We start from the raw sequence: 14,575 nt of genomic DNA, 5'->3' as shown, positions 1-14,575 counted from the left end.
CGGGTGCGGCTAGCCTTGCCAGGTGGCTATTAATCTGAGAGACCTGTTGAATCGTCGTGTGCTTGTTGCCGATGGGGCGATGGGCACCATGCTGCAGTCGTTCGGTGACCTCAGTGTCGACGACGACTTCCAGGGGCTCGAGGGCTGCAACGAGATCCTCAACGTGACCAGGCCCGACATCGTGGCCTCCGTCCACCGCGCCTACTTCGAAGCCGGCGCAGACGCCGTTGAGACCAACTCCTTCGGCACCAACCTGGCTGCGCTTGCTGAGTACGACATCGTCGAGCGCCTCGACGAACTTGCTGAGGCCGCCGCGCGGATCGCCCGCGGCGTGGCAGACGAGTTCACCGACAAGCCCCGCTTCGTCCTGGGCTCCATGGGCCCCGGCACCAAGCTGCCCACGCTCGGGCACGTGCAGTTCGCCGCCATCCGCGACGCCTACCAGCGTCAGGTGGCCGCCATGATCCGCGGCGGCATCGACGCGGTGCAGATCGAGACCTGCCAGGACCTCCTCCAGGCCAAGGCCGCCATCATCGGCTCGCAGCGGGCCGCGGCGGAGGCGGGCGTCGACCTGCCCATCCTCGTCAACGTCACCGTCGAGACCACCGGCACCATGCTGCTGGGCTCCGAGATCGGCGCCGCGCTCACGGCGCTGGAGGCGCTGGGAGTGGACTGCATCGGCCTCAACTGCGCCACCGGTCCCGCCGAGATGAGCGAGCACCTGCGTCACCTCGCCCGCAACGCCAAGATCGCCGTCGGCACCATGCCCAACGCCGGTCTCCCGGAACTGACGGCCGACGGTGCCCGCTACCCGCTGGGCCCCGATGGCCTCGCCGACGCCCTGGGCACCTACCTGGACGAGTTCGGGCTTGCGGTCATCGGCGGTTGCTGCGGCACCACGCCTGAGCACATCCGTCTCCTCGCTGAGCGCTACAGCGGCCGTGAGGTCGCCCCGCGCGACCCCCAGCCGCAGAACTCGGCCAGCTCGCTCTACATCGAGGTGCCGTTCGAACAGGACGCCAGCTACCTCAACATCGGCGAGCGCACCAACGCCAACGGGTCCAAGGCCTTCCGTGAGGCGATGCTGGCGGAGAACTGGGATGAGTGCGTCGAGATCGCCAAGTCCCAGGCCCGCGACGGGGCGCACGTGCTCGATCTCTGCATCGACTACGTCGGCCGCGACGGCGTGGCCGACATGAAGCAACTCGCCTCCCGCCTCTCCACTGCGGTCACGCTCCCGATCGTGCTCGACTCCACGGAGCCGGAGGTCCTGCTCGCGGGTCTGGAGCACCTGGCGGGCCGCGTGATCATCAACTCGGTCAACTACGAGGACGGTGACGGCCCCACGTCACGCTTCGGCCGGATCATGCCGCTGGTGAAGGAGCATGGCACGGCCGTCGTGGCCCTGACCATCGACGAGGAGGGCCAGGCGCGCACCGCCGAATGGAAGGTGCGCGTCGCGTCGCGCCTCATCGAAGACCTCACGCAGAACTGGGGCATGGACGTGGGCGACATCCTCGTCGACTGCCTCACGTTCCCCATCGCCACGGGCCAGGAGGAGACGCGCCGCGACGCGATCGAGACCATCGACGCCATCCGCGAACTCAAGCGCCTGTACCCCGGCGTGCGCACCACGCTGGGAGTGTCGAACGTCTCGTTCGGCCTCAACCCGGCCGCCCGCATCGTGCTGAACTCCGTGTTCCTGCACGAGTGCGTCCAGGCCGGCCTCGACTCGGCCATCGTGCACAGCGCGAAGATCCTCCCGATGGACCGCATTCCGGAGGAACAGCGCCAGGTCGCCCTCGACATGGTCTACGACCGCCGCTCCGAGGGCTACGACCCGCTCTCGAAGTACCTGGACCTGTTCGAGGGCGTCACCGCGGCCTCCGCCCGCGCCTCTCGCGCCGCAGAACTGGCCGCGCTGCCCCTCGAGGAGCGCCTCCAGCGCCGGATCATCGACGGCGAGGCCAAGGGGCTCACCGCAGACCTCGACGAGGCCCTCAGGGACAAGCCGGCCCTCGACATCATCAACCAGGACCTGCTCGCCGGCATGAAGACCGTGGGCGAACTGTTCGGCTCCGGCCAGATGCAGCTGCCGTTCGTGCTCCAGTCCGCCGAGACCATGAAGCTGGCCGTGGCCCACCTCGAGCCGCACATGGAGAAGTCGGAGAGCGACACCGGCAAGGGCACCCTCGTGCTGGCCACCGTCCGTGGCGACGTACACGACATCGGTAAGAACCTTGTCGACATCATCGTCAGCAACAACGGCTACACCGTCATCAACATCGGCATCAAGCAGCCCATCCAGGCCATCATCGACGCCGCCGAGCAGCACAGCGCCGACGCCATCGGCATGTCCGGGCTCCTCGTGAAGTCGACGCTCGTGATGAAGGACAACCTGGGAGAGCTCAACCGGCTGGGCCTCGCCGAGAAGTACCCGGTGCTGCTCGGAGGTGCCGCACTCACCCGTACCTTCGTCGAGCACGACCTGGGCGACATCTTCGAGGGCCAGGTGCGCTACGCCAAGGACGCGTTCGAGGGCCTCGCGCTCATGGACGCCGTCATGGCCGTGAAGCAGGGCGTTCCGGGCGCGAAGCTGCCGGAGCCCAAGAAGCGCCGCTACGCCAAGGTCGAGGTGGAGGAGGTGCCGATCGAACCGGGCACCCGCTCCGACGTCGCCCGCGACATCGACGTCCCCACCCCGCCGTTCTGGGGCACGCGCGTGGTCAAGGGCATCGCCCTGGCGGACGTCGCGGCGTGGCTCGACCACCGTGCCACATTCATGGGCCAGTGGGGCCTGAAGGGGAGCAGGGGAGGCCCGACGTTCGAGGAGATCGTCGAGACCGAGGCTATGCCCCGGCTGCGGATGTGGATGGATCGCATCAAGACGGAGAACCTCGCCAACTTCGGCGTCGTCTACGGGTACTTCCCCGTGTACTCCGAGGGAGAGTCGCTCGTCGTCGGCAGCCCTGAGGACCCGCAGAAGGAGCTGACCCGGTTCACGTTCCCGAGGCAGCGCCGTGACCGCCGCCTGTGCCTGGCGGACTACTTCCGCGACGCCGACGAGGCCGCCGAGCGCGGGCCAGACGTGCTGGCCATGCAGTTGGTCACCATGGGTGCCGAGGTCGCCAAGGGCACCGCCAAGCTGTTCGAGGCCAACTCCTACCGCGAGTACATGGAGCTCCACGGCCTGTCCGTCCAACTGACAGAGGCCCTCGCCGAGCACTGGCACGACCGGATCCGCCAGGACCTGGGCTTCGGCGCCACCTCCAACATCGAGGAGGCCATCCGCAAGCAGGGCTACCGCGGCTCGCGCTACTCCTTCGGCTACCCCGCCTGCCCGGACCTGGAGGACCGCGCCAAGCTCGTGGAGCTCTTGGAGCCGGAGCGGATCGGCGTCGAGCTGAGCGAGGAACTGCAGTTGCACCCTGAGCAGTCGACTGATGCCATCGTCGTGCACCACCCGGAAGCGAAGTACTTCAATGCAGGCTGAGCCGAAGGCCGTCCTCTGGGACTTCGACGGGACGTTGGTCAACACCGAGCCCGTGTGGCAGGAGATCGAGCGTCAGATGCTCGCCGAGCACGGGGTGACGTTCACCACCGAGCAGTGGGAGTCGATGACAGGCCAGGACGCACGACTCTCCGCCGCGATGATCGCCGAGGCCATCGGCTCAGACGACATCGACGGCCTGCTGGAGACGCTCCTGCAGCGGGTGGCCGACCACCTCCGTCAGCGCGACCTGCCGTACCTGCCCGGCTCGCGCGAACTCCTCGTGGAGCTGGCGGCGTTGGGCGTGCCCTGCGCGATCGTCACCGCCAGCAGCGGGTCCGTCCTCAACGCAGCACGCGACCGGTTGCCCAGGCATGTCTCGTTCATCGTCACCTCCGACGACGTGGAGAAGACCAAGCCGCACCCGGAGGGATACCTCCTCGCCATGGAGCGGCTGGGCGTCTCGCCGAAGGACGTTGTGATCCTGGAGGACTCCGTGCCGGGCACCCTGTCCGGGCTCGCCTCGGGCGCCGTCGTCTACGCTGTGCCTTCTGTGCCGCTCGAGCAGCACCGTCGTATGCACATCGGCGAAGGGCTCGACGGCATCACCTGGGAGAGGCTCGTCGAGGTATGGCGGGCACGGAAGGAACTGGCATGAACCTGTCGGGAGTTCACAGAGGGCCCCTGCAGCCCGGCGAGCGCGTGACGCTCACCGACAACAAGGGCCGCCGCAAGTCGATCCTCCTCAAGGAGGGGGCGACGTGGCACACCACCAAGGGGGCGGTGCACCACGACGAGCTGATCGGCGGGCCCGAGGGCGTGGTGGTGAAGTCGGCCGGCGGCATGCAGTACCTGGCGCTGCGGCCGCTGCTCCACGACTACATGGTGGCCATGCCGCGCGACGCCGCGGTCATCTACCCCAAGGAAGCCGCGCAGATCGTGATGTGGGGCGACATCTTCCCCGGCGCGCGTGTGCTGGAGGCCGGCGTCGGTTCCGGCGCGCTGTCGCTGGCGCTGCTGCGGGCCATCGGTCCCGAGGGCACGCTGCACTCCTACGAGCGGCGTGAGCAGTTCGCCGAGGTCGCCCAGAACAACGTGCGCAACTTCATCGGCGGTGACCACCCCGGCTGGCGGGTGACCGTCGGCGACCTCGTCGAGGCCATCACGGACGACGAGATCGACCGGGCCATCCTCGACATGCTCGCCCCCTGGGAGTGCATCGGGGCCGTGGGGGAGCGTCTCGTCCCCGGCGGCGTGCTGGTGTGTTACGTGGCCACCGCCACCCAACTGGGTCGCGTGGCCGACACCCTGCGCGCCCACGGAGGTTTCACCGAGCCGCAGCTCACCGAGACGACCGTGCGTGACTGGCACGCCGAGGGTCTGGCCATCCGGCCAGGGCACGGCACGTCGAGCCACACCGGGTTCCTCGCGATCTCCCGACGACTGGCCCCGGACCAGCAGGCGCCGATGCGCAGCCGTCGGCCCGCCCCCGGCGCCTACGGCCCCGACTACACCGGTCCTCGCCCGGCGAACATCCCGGCGGACCTAGGCGGTGCGGGCGCTCCGGTGGCGGCTCAGTCTCCAGACGAAGCGCCAACCCATGAGGGTGACGGCCAGGAATAGCGCGGCCACCACGACGAACGCCCAGGCCGCTGTGTCGCCGGCAACGATGCGCAGTACCATGCCCACGACGAGCGTCACGCTCCACACGATGAGCCCCTCCCGCCAGCCGGCGAAGGGCAACTTGGTCATCGCCACCGCAGCCCAGGCGATGAGGCAGGCCAGCAGGAACGGCCACGCCGTGGCGAGGACGCCGAGCAGGTCCAAGCCGTGGGATGCCCGCCCGATCACGGCGAAGACCAGTACGCAGACCAGATCGACAATGATTGGCACTACTCGCTTCATGCCAGCCACTATAGAAGGGTGATGATGGACAGCCCCTCCTTCATGGAGTACCTGAGGCAGGTGGCGCCGGAGACCCTCCCCGCCGCCGGTGGTGCCGCCATGCCTGCCGTGCATGGCACCACGATTGTGGCGGCCCGCTACCGCGACGGCGTGGTGATGGCGGGCGACAGGCGCGCCACCATGGGCACCGCCATCGCCATGCGCGACATCGAGAAGGTCTTCGGTGCCGATGACCTGTCGATCATCGGGGTGGCGGGCGTGGCGGGGCTGGCCGTCGAACTGGTGCGGTTGTTCCAGGTGGAGTTGGAGCACTTCGAGAAGGTCGAAGGCACGCAACTGAGTTTCGACGGCAAGGCTAACCGGCTCAGCTCCATGCTGCGGGCCAACCTGCCCCAGGCGATGCAGGGCATGGTGGTGCTGCCCCTGTTCGTCGGCTGGGACGAGCGCGCGCTACGCGGCCGGATGTTCTCCTACGACGCCACCGGGGGCCGCTACGAGGAGCACCAGTACTGCTCCGTCGGATCAGGCGCAGCCTTCGCCCGCGGGGCGTTGAAGAAGCTGCACGACCCGGACGCCGATGAGCGTTCGGCCGTCGCGGCACTGCTGCAGTCGCTGTACGACGCGGCCGACGACGACTCCGCGACCTCCGGCCTCGACCTCACCCGGGGCATCTTTCCGCTCGTGTTGCGGGCCTCGGCCGCCGGTGTCGCCCGCTGGTCCGAAGAGGGCGTGCGGGAGCTCGCCCACACCATCGTCGCGGCACGCACCGCGCGTCCCGACGGCCCGAGGGGGTACGCGCTGTGAGCCTGCCGTTCTATGTCAGTCCCGAGCAGCAGATGTTGGACAGGGCGGAGTTCGCCCGCAAGGGCATCGCACGGGGGCGCGCCGTCGTCGTCCTGCGCTATGCCGGTGGGATCGCGATGGTGGCGGAGAACCACTCCACGACGCTGAACAAGGTCGCCGAGATCTACGACCGCATCGGTTTCGCAGCGGTCGGCCGGTACAACGAGTTCGAGACGCTGCGGATCGCCGGGATCCGGCACGCGGATCTGCGGGGCTACTCCTATGACCGCCGTGACGTGACGGGCCGCAGCCTGGCCGGCGCCTACTCGCAGCTGCTGGGCGGCGCGTTCGCCTCCGGTGGTGAGAAGCCCTATGAGGTGGAGCTGATCGTCGCTGAACTGGGGGAGCAGCCCATCGGCGACGTGCTGTACCGGATCAGCTACGACGGCGTGATCACCGACGAACAGGAACTCGCGGTCATCGGCGGGGACGCCGAACGGGTCGCCGACGTGGTGCGGGCAGGTTTCGCCCCCGACGCACCGCTGCGCGACGCCGTCGCGCTGGCCGGCAACGCCCTGCACTCGGACCAGCTCGAGGTCGCCGTGCTGGAGCGCGGCGCGGCCAGGCGCCGCACCTTCCGCCGCCTCAGCCGGGACGAGGTGGCCCGTGGCTGAATCGGTACTGATCCTGGGCGCCGGCCTGGTGGGCTCCTCGCTCGGGCTGGCACTCACGCGCGCCGGCTACGACGTGATCCTCTGGGACATCGTGGCCGCCCATTCCCTGGTGGCCGCGGGGCTCGGCGCCGGCCGCATCTCGGATGAGGCCACCGACAACCCCGACATCGTGGTGGTCGCCACCCCGCCAGAGGTGATCCCCAGCCTCGTGGCGGAGACCCTCGAGAAGTTCCCGCACGCCGTGATCACCGACGTCGGCTCCGTCAAGGCCCCCATCCTGGAGGCGGTGGTGAAGCTCGCTCCGGAGCATCGCCGCTACGTGGGCTCGCACCCTATGGCCGGATCCCAGTTCACCGGCCCCCTCACCGCATCAGGCGACCTCTTCAAGGACCGCACCTGGGTGGTCACCCCGCAGGACGGGAACCTGCCGGAGGACGTGGCCCGCATCGAGAAGCTCGCCCAGGAGGTGGGGGCCCGCGTCGTCACCATGCCGGTGGACCTGCACGACGAGGCGGTGGCGCAGGTCAGTCACGTGCCGCATCTGATGAGCATCCTGACCGCGAGCCACCTCCGTGAGGTGCCCACGGACAACCTGCGGCTCGCCGGCCAGGGGATCCGCGACGTCACCCGCATCGCCGGTTCGGACCCGGCCCTGTGGCGCCAGATCATCGTCTCCAACGCCGACGCCGTCCGCCACGAACTCGAGGAGGTCGCCACGGACCTGGCGCACCTCATCAGCGTGCTGGATCACCCCGAGGACCTCGAGCACTTCCTGTCCATCGGGCGCACCGGCGCCCATTCACTGCTCGGCAAGCACGGCCAGAACCCTCTCGATCTGCTCAAGGTCACCGTCGAGATCCCCGATGAACCGCGCGCCCTGGGCCGCCTGTTCACCGACATCGGCGAGCTGGGTTTCAACGTCGAGGACTTTGAAATCACCCACGACCCGGTCCGCGAGGTCGGCTACCTGCAGATCTCCGTCGAGAGCGAGGTCGCCGAGAAGCTCCGCGCCACCCTGCTGGAGCGCGGCTGGGGTGCGTGGTCATCCAACGGAGGAAATGTCTGATGTCTCTGCTGATCGCCATCGACGGGCCCAGCGGCTCCGGCAAGTCCACCACCGCAAAACTGCTGGCCCGACGGCTGGGCCTGGGGTACCTCGACACCGGCGCCATGTACCGGGCGGCGACCACCGAGTACCTGCGTCGCTATCCCGGGGGAGCCGACGTCGACGCAGTGGCCAGGCTCGTCGCCGAGGCCGCGCTGGTGTGCGGAACCACCCCGGAGTCGCCTACGTTCCACATCAACGGTCACGACGTCACCGACGAGATCCGCGAGCCGCGGATCTCCGCGGCCGTCTCCACGGTCGCCACCAACCTCGAGGTACGTCGGTTGCTCACGGAACTGATGCGCACCGTCATCGCGCAGCACGACCGGCGCATCGTCGTCGAGGGCCGCGACATCACCACCGTCGTGGCGCCTGACGCGGACGTGCGGGTGCTACTGGTGGCGGATCCCTCCGCCCGGGTCGCCCGACGCGCGGCCGAGGTGGAGGGCAGGGCCACCGCCGCGGAAGTGACCGACCAGGTGCTCCGCCGGGATCGCGATGACTCCACGGTGTCGAACTTCACCGACGCCGCAGCGGGCGTGACGGTCATCGATTCGACCTTCCTGACACCCTCGGAAGTGGTCGACGCAATCGTCGCGCTCACACCGCCCAGCTGATTCGACTAGGCTGGGGCGCTGCCCACTCTCTTCAGGAGGCTCCCGTGACCGAGACCGTCAAGCCCATCGTGGCCGTTGTCGGCCGACCCAACGTCGGCAAGTCGACGCTGGTCAACCGTATCCTCGGTCGCCGGGAAGCCGTGGTCCAGGACCAGCCTGGCGTCACGCGTGACCGCGTCTCGTACGACGCCAACTGGAACGGACGTGAGTTCGTGCTGGTCGACACCGGCGGTTGGATCTCCGACGCGACGGGAATGGCCGCCGCCATCGCGGAGCAGGCGGAGATGGCCATCTCGCTGGCAGACGCGGTGCTCTTCGTCGTCGACGCCACCGTCGGCACCACGGATGAGGACGAAGCGGTGGTCCGCGTGCTGCGCCGCTCCCAGAAGCCTGTCGTGCTCGCCGCGAACAAGGTCGACGACCAGCGTCACGAGGTCATGGCCGCCAGCATGTGGAACCTGGGTCTGGGCGAGCCGTTCCCGGTCTCCGCCCTGCACGGTCGCGGCTCGGGTGACATGCTCGACGCACTGCTGGACGCCATCCCTGAGGCCCCGCGCGAGACCTACGAGGAGATCGGCGGGCCCCGCCGGATCGCCATCGTCGGCAAGCCGAACGTGGGCAAGTCCTCGCTGCTGAACAAGATGGCGGGGGAGAAGCGGGTCGTGGTGTCGGACGTGTCCGGCACCACCGTGGACCCCGTCGACGAGCTCGTCGAGATCAGCGGGCAGGTGTACCGCCTCATCGACACCGCAGGCATCCGCAAGCGGGTCAAGGAGGCCTCCGGCCACGAGTACTACGCCTCGCTGCGCACCCAGGCCGCCATCGAACGCGCCGAGGTGTGCATCATGGTGGTCGACGCCTCGGAGCCGGTGTCAGACCAGGACCTGCGGATCCTCAGCAACATCGAGGAATCCGGCCGCGCCCTGGTCATCGCCTTCAACAAGTGGGACCTCACCGATGAGGAGCGTCGCTACTACCTGGAACGGGAGGTCGACCGCGACCTGCAGGCGTGGAAGTGGGCACCGACGGTGAACATCTCCGCGCTGACCGGCCGCAACGTCGACAAGCTCGGCAAGGCCATCGAAACGGCCGCCGCAGGCTGGGAGTCGCGCATCTCCACCGGCAAGCTCAACGCCTTCCTCGGCCGGCTCTCGGCCGCCCACCCGCACCCCGTGCGCAGCGGCAAGCAGCCGCGCATCCTGTTCGGCACCCAGGCGCAGAACTGCCCGCCCACCTTCGCGCTGTTCACCAGCGGCAAGATGGACGAGACCTACGTGCGCTACATCGAGCGCCGCCTCCGGGAGGACTTCGGCTTCGAGGGATCCCCCGTCCAGGTACAGATCCGTGCTCGTGAGAAGCGCAAGGACCGCGTCTGACACCAAGCCGACGGGAGATCGGATCCCGGTGCTCGGAGTAGTACGCTTCGCTCTGGAGGCGATTACCACATGGGAAACCGGGATTTCCGGATTGAACCTCAGCGCCTGACGCCGAGGGAACAGATACGCCGCTACCGAGTGCTGGCGGGCGAACACTTCATCAACCTGAGGAACCTCTGGCCGGGGCCAGCGGACTATGGCGGGTTGAAGCACTCCTGGCTGAAGGACCTGGTGGCCGGCATCACCGTCGGCGTGGTGGCGCTTCCGCTCGCTCTGGGCTTCGGTGTCGCCTCCGGGGCGGGTGCCGCAGCCGGCCTCGTCACCGCCATCGTCGCGGGCATCGTCGCCGCCGTCTTCGGCGGTTCCCACCTCCAGGTCTCCGGCCCCACGGGCGCCATGACCGTCGTGCTGCTCCCGGTCATCGCCAAGTACGGCCTCGGCGTGATCCCACTGCTCGCCATCATGGGCGGCATCATCGTGGTGGCCATGGCCATCACGGCCGTCGGTAGATCCGTGGAGTTCATCCCCTTCCCCGTGGTCGAGGGGTTCACGATGGGCATCGGCGTGATCATCGCGCTGCAGCAGCTACCGCTCATCCTCGACGCCCCACGCGGCTCGTCGGAATCCACGCTGGTCGCCGGCTGGCAGACCATCCAGCAGGCCGACTGGAGCCACGCCTGGCAGCCCCTCGCACTGGCCGTCGCGGTCATCGCGCTGCACCTGGTGGGCCTGCGCTACGTGCCGAAATGGCCGCTGGCGCTCATCTCCATCATCATCGCGACGGTCGCCATCGTGCTGCTCCCCATCACAGTGGACTCCATCGGGGCGCTGCCCACCGGCCTCCCCTCACCGCGGGTGCCGGACTTCACCATGGGGATGCTGCAGGACCTGGCCGGGCCGGCCCTCGCCATCGCGGCGCTGGCCGCGCTCGAGTCGCTGCTGTCCGCCAGGGTCGCCGACGGGATGCGTCCGGATCTCACTGCGACGAACCCGGACCGCGAGCTGATGGGCCAGGGCCTGGCCAACATCGCATCGGGACTCTTCGGTGGCCTGCCCGCCACGGGCGCCATCGCCCGGACCGCCGTCAACGTCCGAGCCGGGGCCCGCACCCGGCTGTCGTCGGTCACACACGCCGTGATGCTGCTGGCCGTCATGTTGCTGTTGGCACCCATCGTGGCGACCGTGCCGATGGCCGCGCTGGGCGGCGTGCTCCTGGTGACCGCCGGGCGCATGATCAACCTGCGCCTCGGCCGCACGATGCTCACCGTCACCAGGGCGGACCGCAACACGTTCCTGCTCACCTTCGCCGCCACCGTCCTGCTGGACCTGGTGGCCGCCGTGCTGCTGGGGCTCCTGATGGCTGCCGTGATGAGCCTGCGGCACATGGCCACCTACTCCGTGGTGGCCCGGCAGAACCTGCCCACCACCACGATGGAGGGCGTCGTGGACTGGAACGCGGAGCAGGAGCACCTGCGCGATGCCGTCGCCATCTTCCGGGTCGACGGCGCGCTGTTCTACGGCAACGCGCAGCGGTTCATCGACGAGGTCAACGACCTGGGGGACCACACCGCGGCGGTGATCATCCGCTGTCACCAGATGCGCATCCTCGACGCGTCCGGCGCCGTCGCGCTCGACACCGCGCTGCGGCGATTGCGCCGACGTCACATCATCTACGTCATCCAGGGCATGAACAACACCCAGCGACGCACCTCCGTGCTGATGGGCGCCACCCAGCAACGCCATCACGTCAAGGAACTGTCCGAGGCGTTGGCCTGGATCGACGACGAACTGCGCACCGGCGTGGTTCAGACGAAGATGATCTGACCTCCAGCGCTGAGTTCGACGAAGTCGGAGGCGGAGATCACGTCCTCCACCCCTTCATAGAGGTCGGACATGACCAGGCCGTTCATGTCGAAGCTGAGTTTGCAGCCCCACAGGTGACCTCCGGCCGCCACGATGATGTCGAGGAACTCGCGCACCCCTGGAATCTCCAGGTCGTCGAGTTGTTTGGTCATCATCTTGGTCGCCATCCGCGTCATACCGGGGATGGCGCCCATGCCGGACCACACCGGCATCGACGGCGCCATCGGCAGGTGCATGGCGGTGTTGCCGAGCATGGTGAACTTCAGATTGTCCATCGTGCGTTCGGTCACCAGGTCGAAGCCCCAGAACGTGAAGAAGATGTGGGTCTCGATGCCCTCTCCCAACGCCGCGTTGGCCATGATGAGCGCGGGGTAGGCCATGTCGAGGTTGCCCTTGGAGGCGATGAAGCACATCTTGCGCGGCTGCCCTACGGGCTCCGCCCCGACCGCGGGGGCAGCGAAATCCGACGGCTTCAGGCGTGCCCTCCCCTCCGTCGAGGCGTCGGACGACGGGGGCCGGGCAGTCACCTGACCGAAGTCGGGGATGATCGGGTGGTCGAGGATCTCGGTCATGGCACGGCCTCTCTAGACGCAGCCCTTGGGCTTGGGGAGCCCGGCGATATAGGACATCTTCTTGGCCGGCTTGCCGGGGAAGAGACGGAACAGCTCCTTCATGTCGAAGCCACCGACCACCGACGTGCGGCGCAGGGTCGCCGTCTCCTGCCGCTCCGGGTAGTCGCTGCGCAGGAAGCGCAGCACCTTCCAGTGGTCGTCGGTCAGTGCGTCGAGGCCGGCGTACCCTGCCAGGACGCGGGCGAGGTCGTCGTCCCACTGTTCGTAGTCTGTGAGGAAGCCCTCGTCGTTGACGTCAATGACGCGGCCGCCGTCGATGCGTGTGCGTGGCACGGGATTCTCCTTCAACTCCGGGTGCCGAGGGGCAGCTTCTTGCGTGCCCACTGAGTGAGGGTGAGCCCGGCGGAGTCGCCTTCGAGGCGCTTGCCGAGCAGCATCATGTCCGTGGTGAACGGCAGCGGCCGGCCCTTGAGGAGCAGCTGCCAGTAGACCCATCTGAAGGCGAGCTTGGCCAGGTGGTTCGAGCGCGACTCGCCGAGCAGCCGCATCGGCCCGACCACCGGGAGGGGGAAGGTGCCGGTGTAGGGCTGCGTCTGGTAGTTGAAGTCCAGCAACATGCCCCTGCCGTGGCCCGTCTCGATGAAACAGTTCGCGTGACCGTCGAAAGAGTGGGGGAGGGGCTCGCCCTTCAGGTAGTGCGGCCAGTTGTCCATGAACACGTCGACCGAGAAATGCGCGACCGACCCGGCCTTCGATGTCGGCAGGGTGCCGCCGTCGCCCAGCACGAAGATGTCCGGATGGGCATCCGCCCGCATGGTCTGCTGGTCGCAGGGCACGAGGTTGAGCTCGTCCCCCAGGCCTGAACGCGAGATGTACTCCGGGCCGAGATTCAGGGGGATGGACACCAACAGGTCGTAGGGGATCCGCCGGTCGTCGTAGGAGACCAGTTCCTTCGCGTCGGTGTCGACGCGTTCGACGGCGAAGTCCGTCTCCAACGCGATGTCGCGTTCGGCGAACATCGACCCAAGCTCCCTGGAGGCGACCGGCTTGGTGAACGCCCCGTCGAGCGGGGTCACGTAGACGATCTCCACCTTGTGTCGCGACTTCCGGTCCCGGAAGAAGCCGTCGGCCAGGAAGGTGAACTCGAGCGGCGCGACGGGGCACTTGATGGGCATGTCGGTGAGGTGGATGACGAGGCGGCCGCCTCTGAAATCCCGCATGGCGTCGCGCAGGGCGATGGAGGCGGGCAGATCGTAGAAGTGGTGGACGTCAGGGCTGTCCGCCCCGGGCGTGAGGTCCGGTCTCGGCTGAACGCCCGTGGCGATGACGAGGGTGTCCCACGGCAGTTCGCGACCGTCGGCGAGGAGCACAGTCCTGCTGTCGATGGCAATGTGGTCGATCTCGCCGAGGACGAGATCCACGTCGCGTGGCAGGTACCGGCGGCGCGGCTCCACGATCTTGTCCGGGGTGTAGATGCCGAACGGCAGGAACAGGTAGCCCGGCTGGTAGTGGTGATCGTTGTCGCGGTCGATCACCGTGATGGCGAGCTCCTCTGGCGGATGGACGGCGCGCAGCTTGTTGGCCACCATCGTGCCCGCGGTGCCCCCACCGAGGATGAGCAGCCTCTTCATTGAGACCTCCATGAGTAGGAATGCTCACGATTCTATACCCCGCCCCGTATGTCGCGCCGGGGAATTGGTCAACCAGTCGGCGCATTTCCGGTACGGGTCGGCCTCGATGTGCGCACCGCGGCGAGAGGCGCTAAGCTATCCGAGTTGCCTCACGGCAGCGGGCGGGCTGTAGCGCAGCTTGGTAGCGCACTTGACTGGGGGTCAAGGGGTCGCAGGTTCAAATCCTGTCAGCCCGACCAGTGTGATGTCTCAGGACATCGGAATAGCCTGAACCCTCATTGTGAGGGTTCAGGCTTCTTCTTTTTCGGGTCGATGGGTTGATAGTCCTTGTGGGGGTCGAGGGTGAGCTCGCGCAGGATCTCGCCGGTGGTGGCGTTGATGATGGTGATGTCGAGGTCCTGGATGAGGAGTTTGATGCAGGTTCCCTTGTAGGTGCGGCCGATGCCGATGTGGTGGAGGCGGCCGGCGTGGCGCAGGGTGACGACGCCTTGGGTGTCGACGTGGTCGAGGCGGACCCGGTCGTGGGGCCTGCCGGGCTGGGTGGGGTCTGGGCTGGCTT

At 68.1% G+C, this 14,575-nt stretch carries 13 protein-coding genes, 1 tRNA gene and 1 pseudogene; 10 read left to right on the top strand and 5 right to left on the bottom strand.

The window, feature by feature from the left end; all coding sequences use genetic code 11:
• Positions 1–28 precede the first annotated feature (28 nt).
• The 3 genes from metH to H5393_RS09205 are packed head-to-tail and all read left to right on the top strand — an operon-like array spanning position 29 to position 5,113.
• Complete coding sequence (gene metH, locus H5393_RS09215) at positions 29–3,493, top strand: methionine synthase (protein ID WP_182766610.1); 3,465 nt, start codon at positions 29–31, stop codon at positions 3,491–3,493.
• Positions 3,483–4,148 (top strand): HAD family phosphatase, encoded by a 666-nt coding sequence (locus H5393_RS09210; protein ID WP_182766414.1) that lies wholly within the window; start codon positions 3,483–3,485, stop codon positions 4,146–4,148. Before metH ends, H5393_RS09210 begins: the two co-directional genes overlap by 11 nt.
• The gene (locus tag H5393_RS09205; protein ID WP_182766413.1) at positions 4,145–5,113 is read left to right on the top strand and encodes a tRNA (adenine-N1)-methyltransferase; all 969 of its coding nucleotides are present in this window, start codon (positions 4,145–4,147) and stop codon (positions 5,111–5,113) included. Before H5393_RS09210 ends, H5393_RS09205 begins: the two co-directional genes overlap by 4 nt.
• On the opposite strand, the gene H5393_RS09200 is transcribed toward H5393_RS09205, so the two are convergent.
• Entirely contained in the window at positions 5,036–5,395 is a 360-nt protein-coding gene (locus H5393_RS09200; protein WP_182764671.1) for a DUF3054 domain-containing protein, read from the bottom strand. The genes H5393_RS09205 and H5393_RS09200 overlap by 78 nt on opposite strands.
• Positions 5,396–5,419: 24 nt before the next feature.
• Here H5393_RS09200 and prcB point away from each other — a divergent pair, with 24 nt between their 5' ends.
• The 6 genes from prcB to H5393_RS09170 all read left to right on the top strand — a co-directional run bounded on the left by prcB (position 5,420) and on the right by H5393_RS09170 (position 11,774).
• On the top strand, positions 5,420–6,199 hold the full coding sequence (prcB, locus tag H5393_RS09195; RefSeq protein WP_245243902.1) for a proteasome subunit beta: 780 nt from the start codon (positions 5,420–5,422) through the stop codon (positions 6,197–6,199).
• Positions 6,196–6,852 (top strand): proteasome subunit alpha, encoded by a 657-nt coding sequence (gene prcA, locus H5393_RS09190; protein WP_182766412.1) that lies wholly within the window; start codon positions 6,196–6,198, stop codon positions 6,850–6,852. The genes prcB and prcA overlap by 4 nt, the downstream gene beginning before the upstream one ends.
• Positions 6,845–7,918 (top strand): prephenate dehydrogenase, encoded by a 1,074-nt coding sequence (locus H5393_RS09185; protein WP_182764668.1) that lies wholly within the window; start codon positions 6,845–6,847, stop codon positions 7,916–7,918. Before prcA ends, H5393_RS09185 begins: the two co-directional genes overlap by 8 nt.
• Complete coding sequence (cmk, locus tag H5393_RS09180; RefSeq protein ID WP_182766411.1) at positions 7,918–8,574, top strand: (d)CMP kinase; 657 nt, start codon at positions 7,918–7,920, stop codon at positions 8,572–8,574. The genes H5393_RS09185 and cmk overlap by 1 nt, the downstream gene beginning before the upstream one ends.
• Positions 8,575–8,618: 44 nt before the next feature.
• A complete protein-coding gene (der, locus tag H5393_RS09175) occupies positions 8,619–9,950 on the top strand; it encodes a ribosome biogenesis GTPase Der (RefSeq protein ID WP_076058903.1) in 1,332 nt (443 codons plus the stop codon).
• A 204-nt stretch (positions 9,951–10,154) separates the two neighbouring features.
• On the top strand, positions 10,155–11,774 hold the full coding sequence (locus H5393_RS09170) for a SulP family inorganic anion transporter (RefSeq protein WP_182766410.1): 1,620 nt from the start codon (positions 10,155–10,157) through the stop codon (positions 11,772–11,774).
• Here H5393_RS09170 and H5393_RS09165 read toward each other — a convergent pair.
• From H5393_RS09165 to H5393_RS09155, 3 genes are read right to left on the bottom strand one after another with little or no spacing between them, the layout of a single operon-like run.
• Complete coding sequence (locus H5393_RS09165; RefSeq protein WP_182766409.1) at positions 11,756–12,385, bottom strand: DsrE/DsrF/DrsH-like family protein; 630 nt, start codon at positions 12,383–12,385, stop codon at positions 11,756–11,758. The genes H5393_RS09170 and H5393_RS09165 overlap by 19 nt on opposite strands.
• Positions 12,386–12,397: 12 nt before the next feature.
• Positions 12,398–12,718 carry a TusE/DsrC/DsvC family sulfur relay protein gene (locus H5393_RS09160; RefSeq protein ID WP_076058898.1) on the bottom strand — a complete coding sequence of 107 codons (321 nt, stop codon included), beginning with the start codon at positions 12,716–12,718 and terminating at the stop codon, positions 12,398–12,400.
• Positions 12,719–12,729: 11 nt separating this feature from the next.
• On the bottom strand, positions 12,730–14,016 hold the full coding sequence (locus H5393_RS09155; RefSeq protein ID WP_182766408.1) for an NAD(P)/FAD-dependent oxidoreductase: 1,287 nt from the start codon (positions 14,014–14,016) through the stop codon (positions 12,730–12,732).
• A gap of 162 nt (positions 14,017–14,178) precedes the next feature.
• Between H5393_RS09155 and H5393_RS09150 the strand changes: the two genes are divergently transcribed.
• Positions 14,179–14,255, top strand: a tRNA-Pro gene (locus H5393_RS09150).
• Between the two features lie 36 nt (positions 14,256–14,291).
• Here the strand turns inward: H5393_RS09150 and H5393_RS09145 are convergent.
• Positions 14,292–14,575 (bottom strand): annotated as a pseudogene (locus H5393_RS09145) (IS481 family transposase); the annotation flags it as partial.

The sequence above is a fragment of the Tessaracoccus sp. MC1756 genome (genome assembly GCF_014164735.1).
Taxonomy (GTDB): Bacteria; Actinomycetota; Actinomycetes; order Propionibacteriales; family Propionibacteriaceae; genus Arachnia.
This window is presented reverse-complemented; position numbering and strand designations above follow the sequence as displayed.

Excerpts from the sequence above, each read along its gene's own strand:
- H5393_RS09205 (WP_182766413.1), top strand. The coding sequence starts at position 4,145 with ATGAACCTGTCGGGAGTTCACAGAGGGCCCCTGCAGCCCGGCGAGCGC.
- H5393_RS09165 (WP_182766409.1), bottom strand. The coding sequence starts at position 12,385 with ATGACCGAGATCCTCGACCACCCGATCATCCCCGACTTCGGTCAGGTG.
- cmk (WP_182766411.1), top strand. The coding sequence starts at position 7,918 with ATGTCTCTGCTGATCGCCATCGACGGGCCCAGCGGCTCCGGCAAGTCC.
- H5393_RS09155 (WP_182766408.1), bottom strand. The coding sequence starts at position 14,016 with ATGAAGAGGCTGCTCATCCTCGGTGGGGGCACCGCGGGCACGATGGTG.
- H5393_RS09210 (WP_182766414.1), top strand. The coding sequence starts at position 3,483 with ATGCAGGCTGAGCCGAAGGCCGTCCTCTGGGACTTCGACGGGACGTTG.
- prcB (WP_245243902.1), top strand. The coding sequence starts at position 5,420 with ATGGACAGCCCCTCCTTCATGGAGTACCTGAGGCAGGTGGCGCCGGAG.
- H5393_RS09200 (WP_182764671.1), bottom strand. The coding sequence starts at position 5,395 with ATGAAGCGAGTAGTGCCAATCATTGTCGATCTGGTCTGCGTACTGGTC.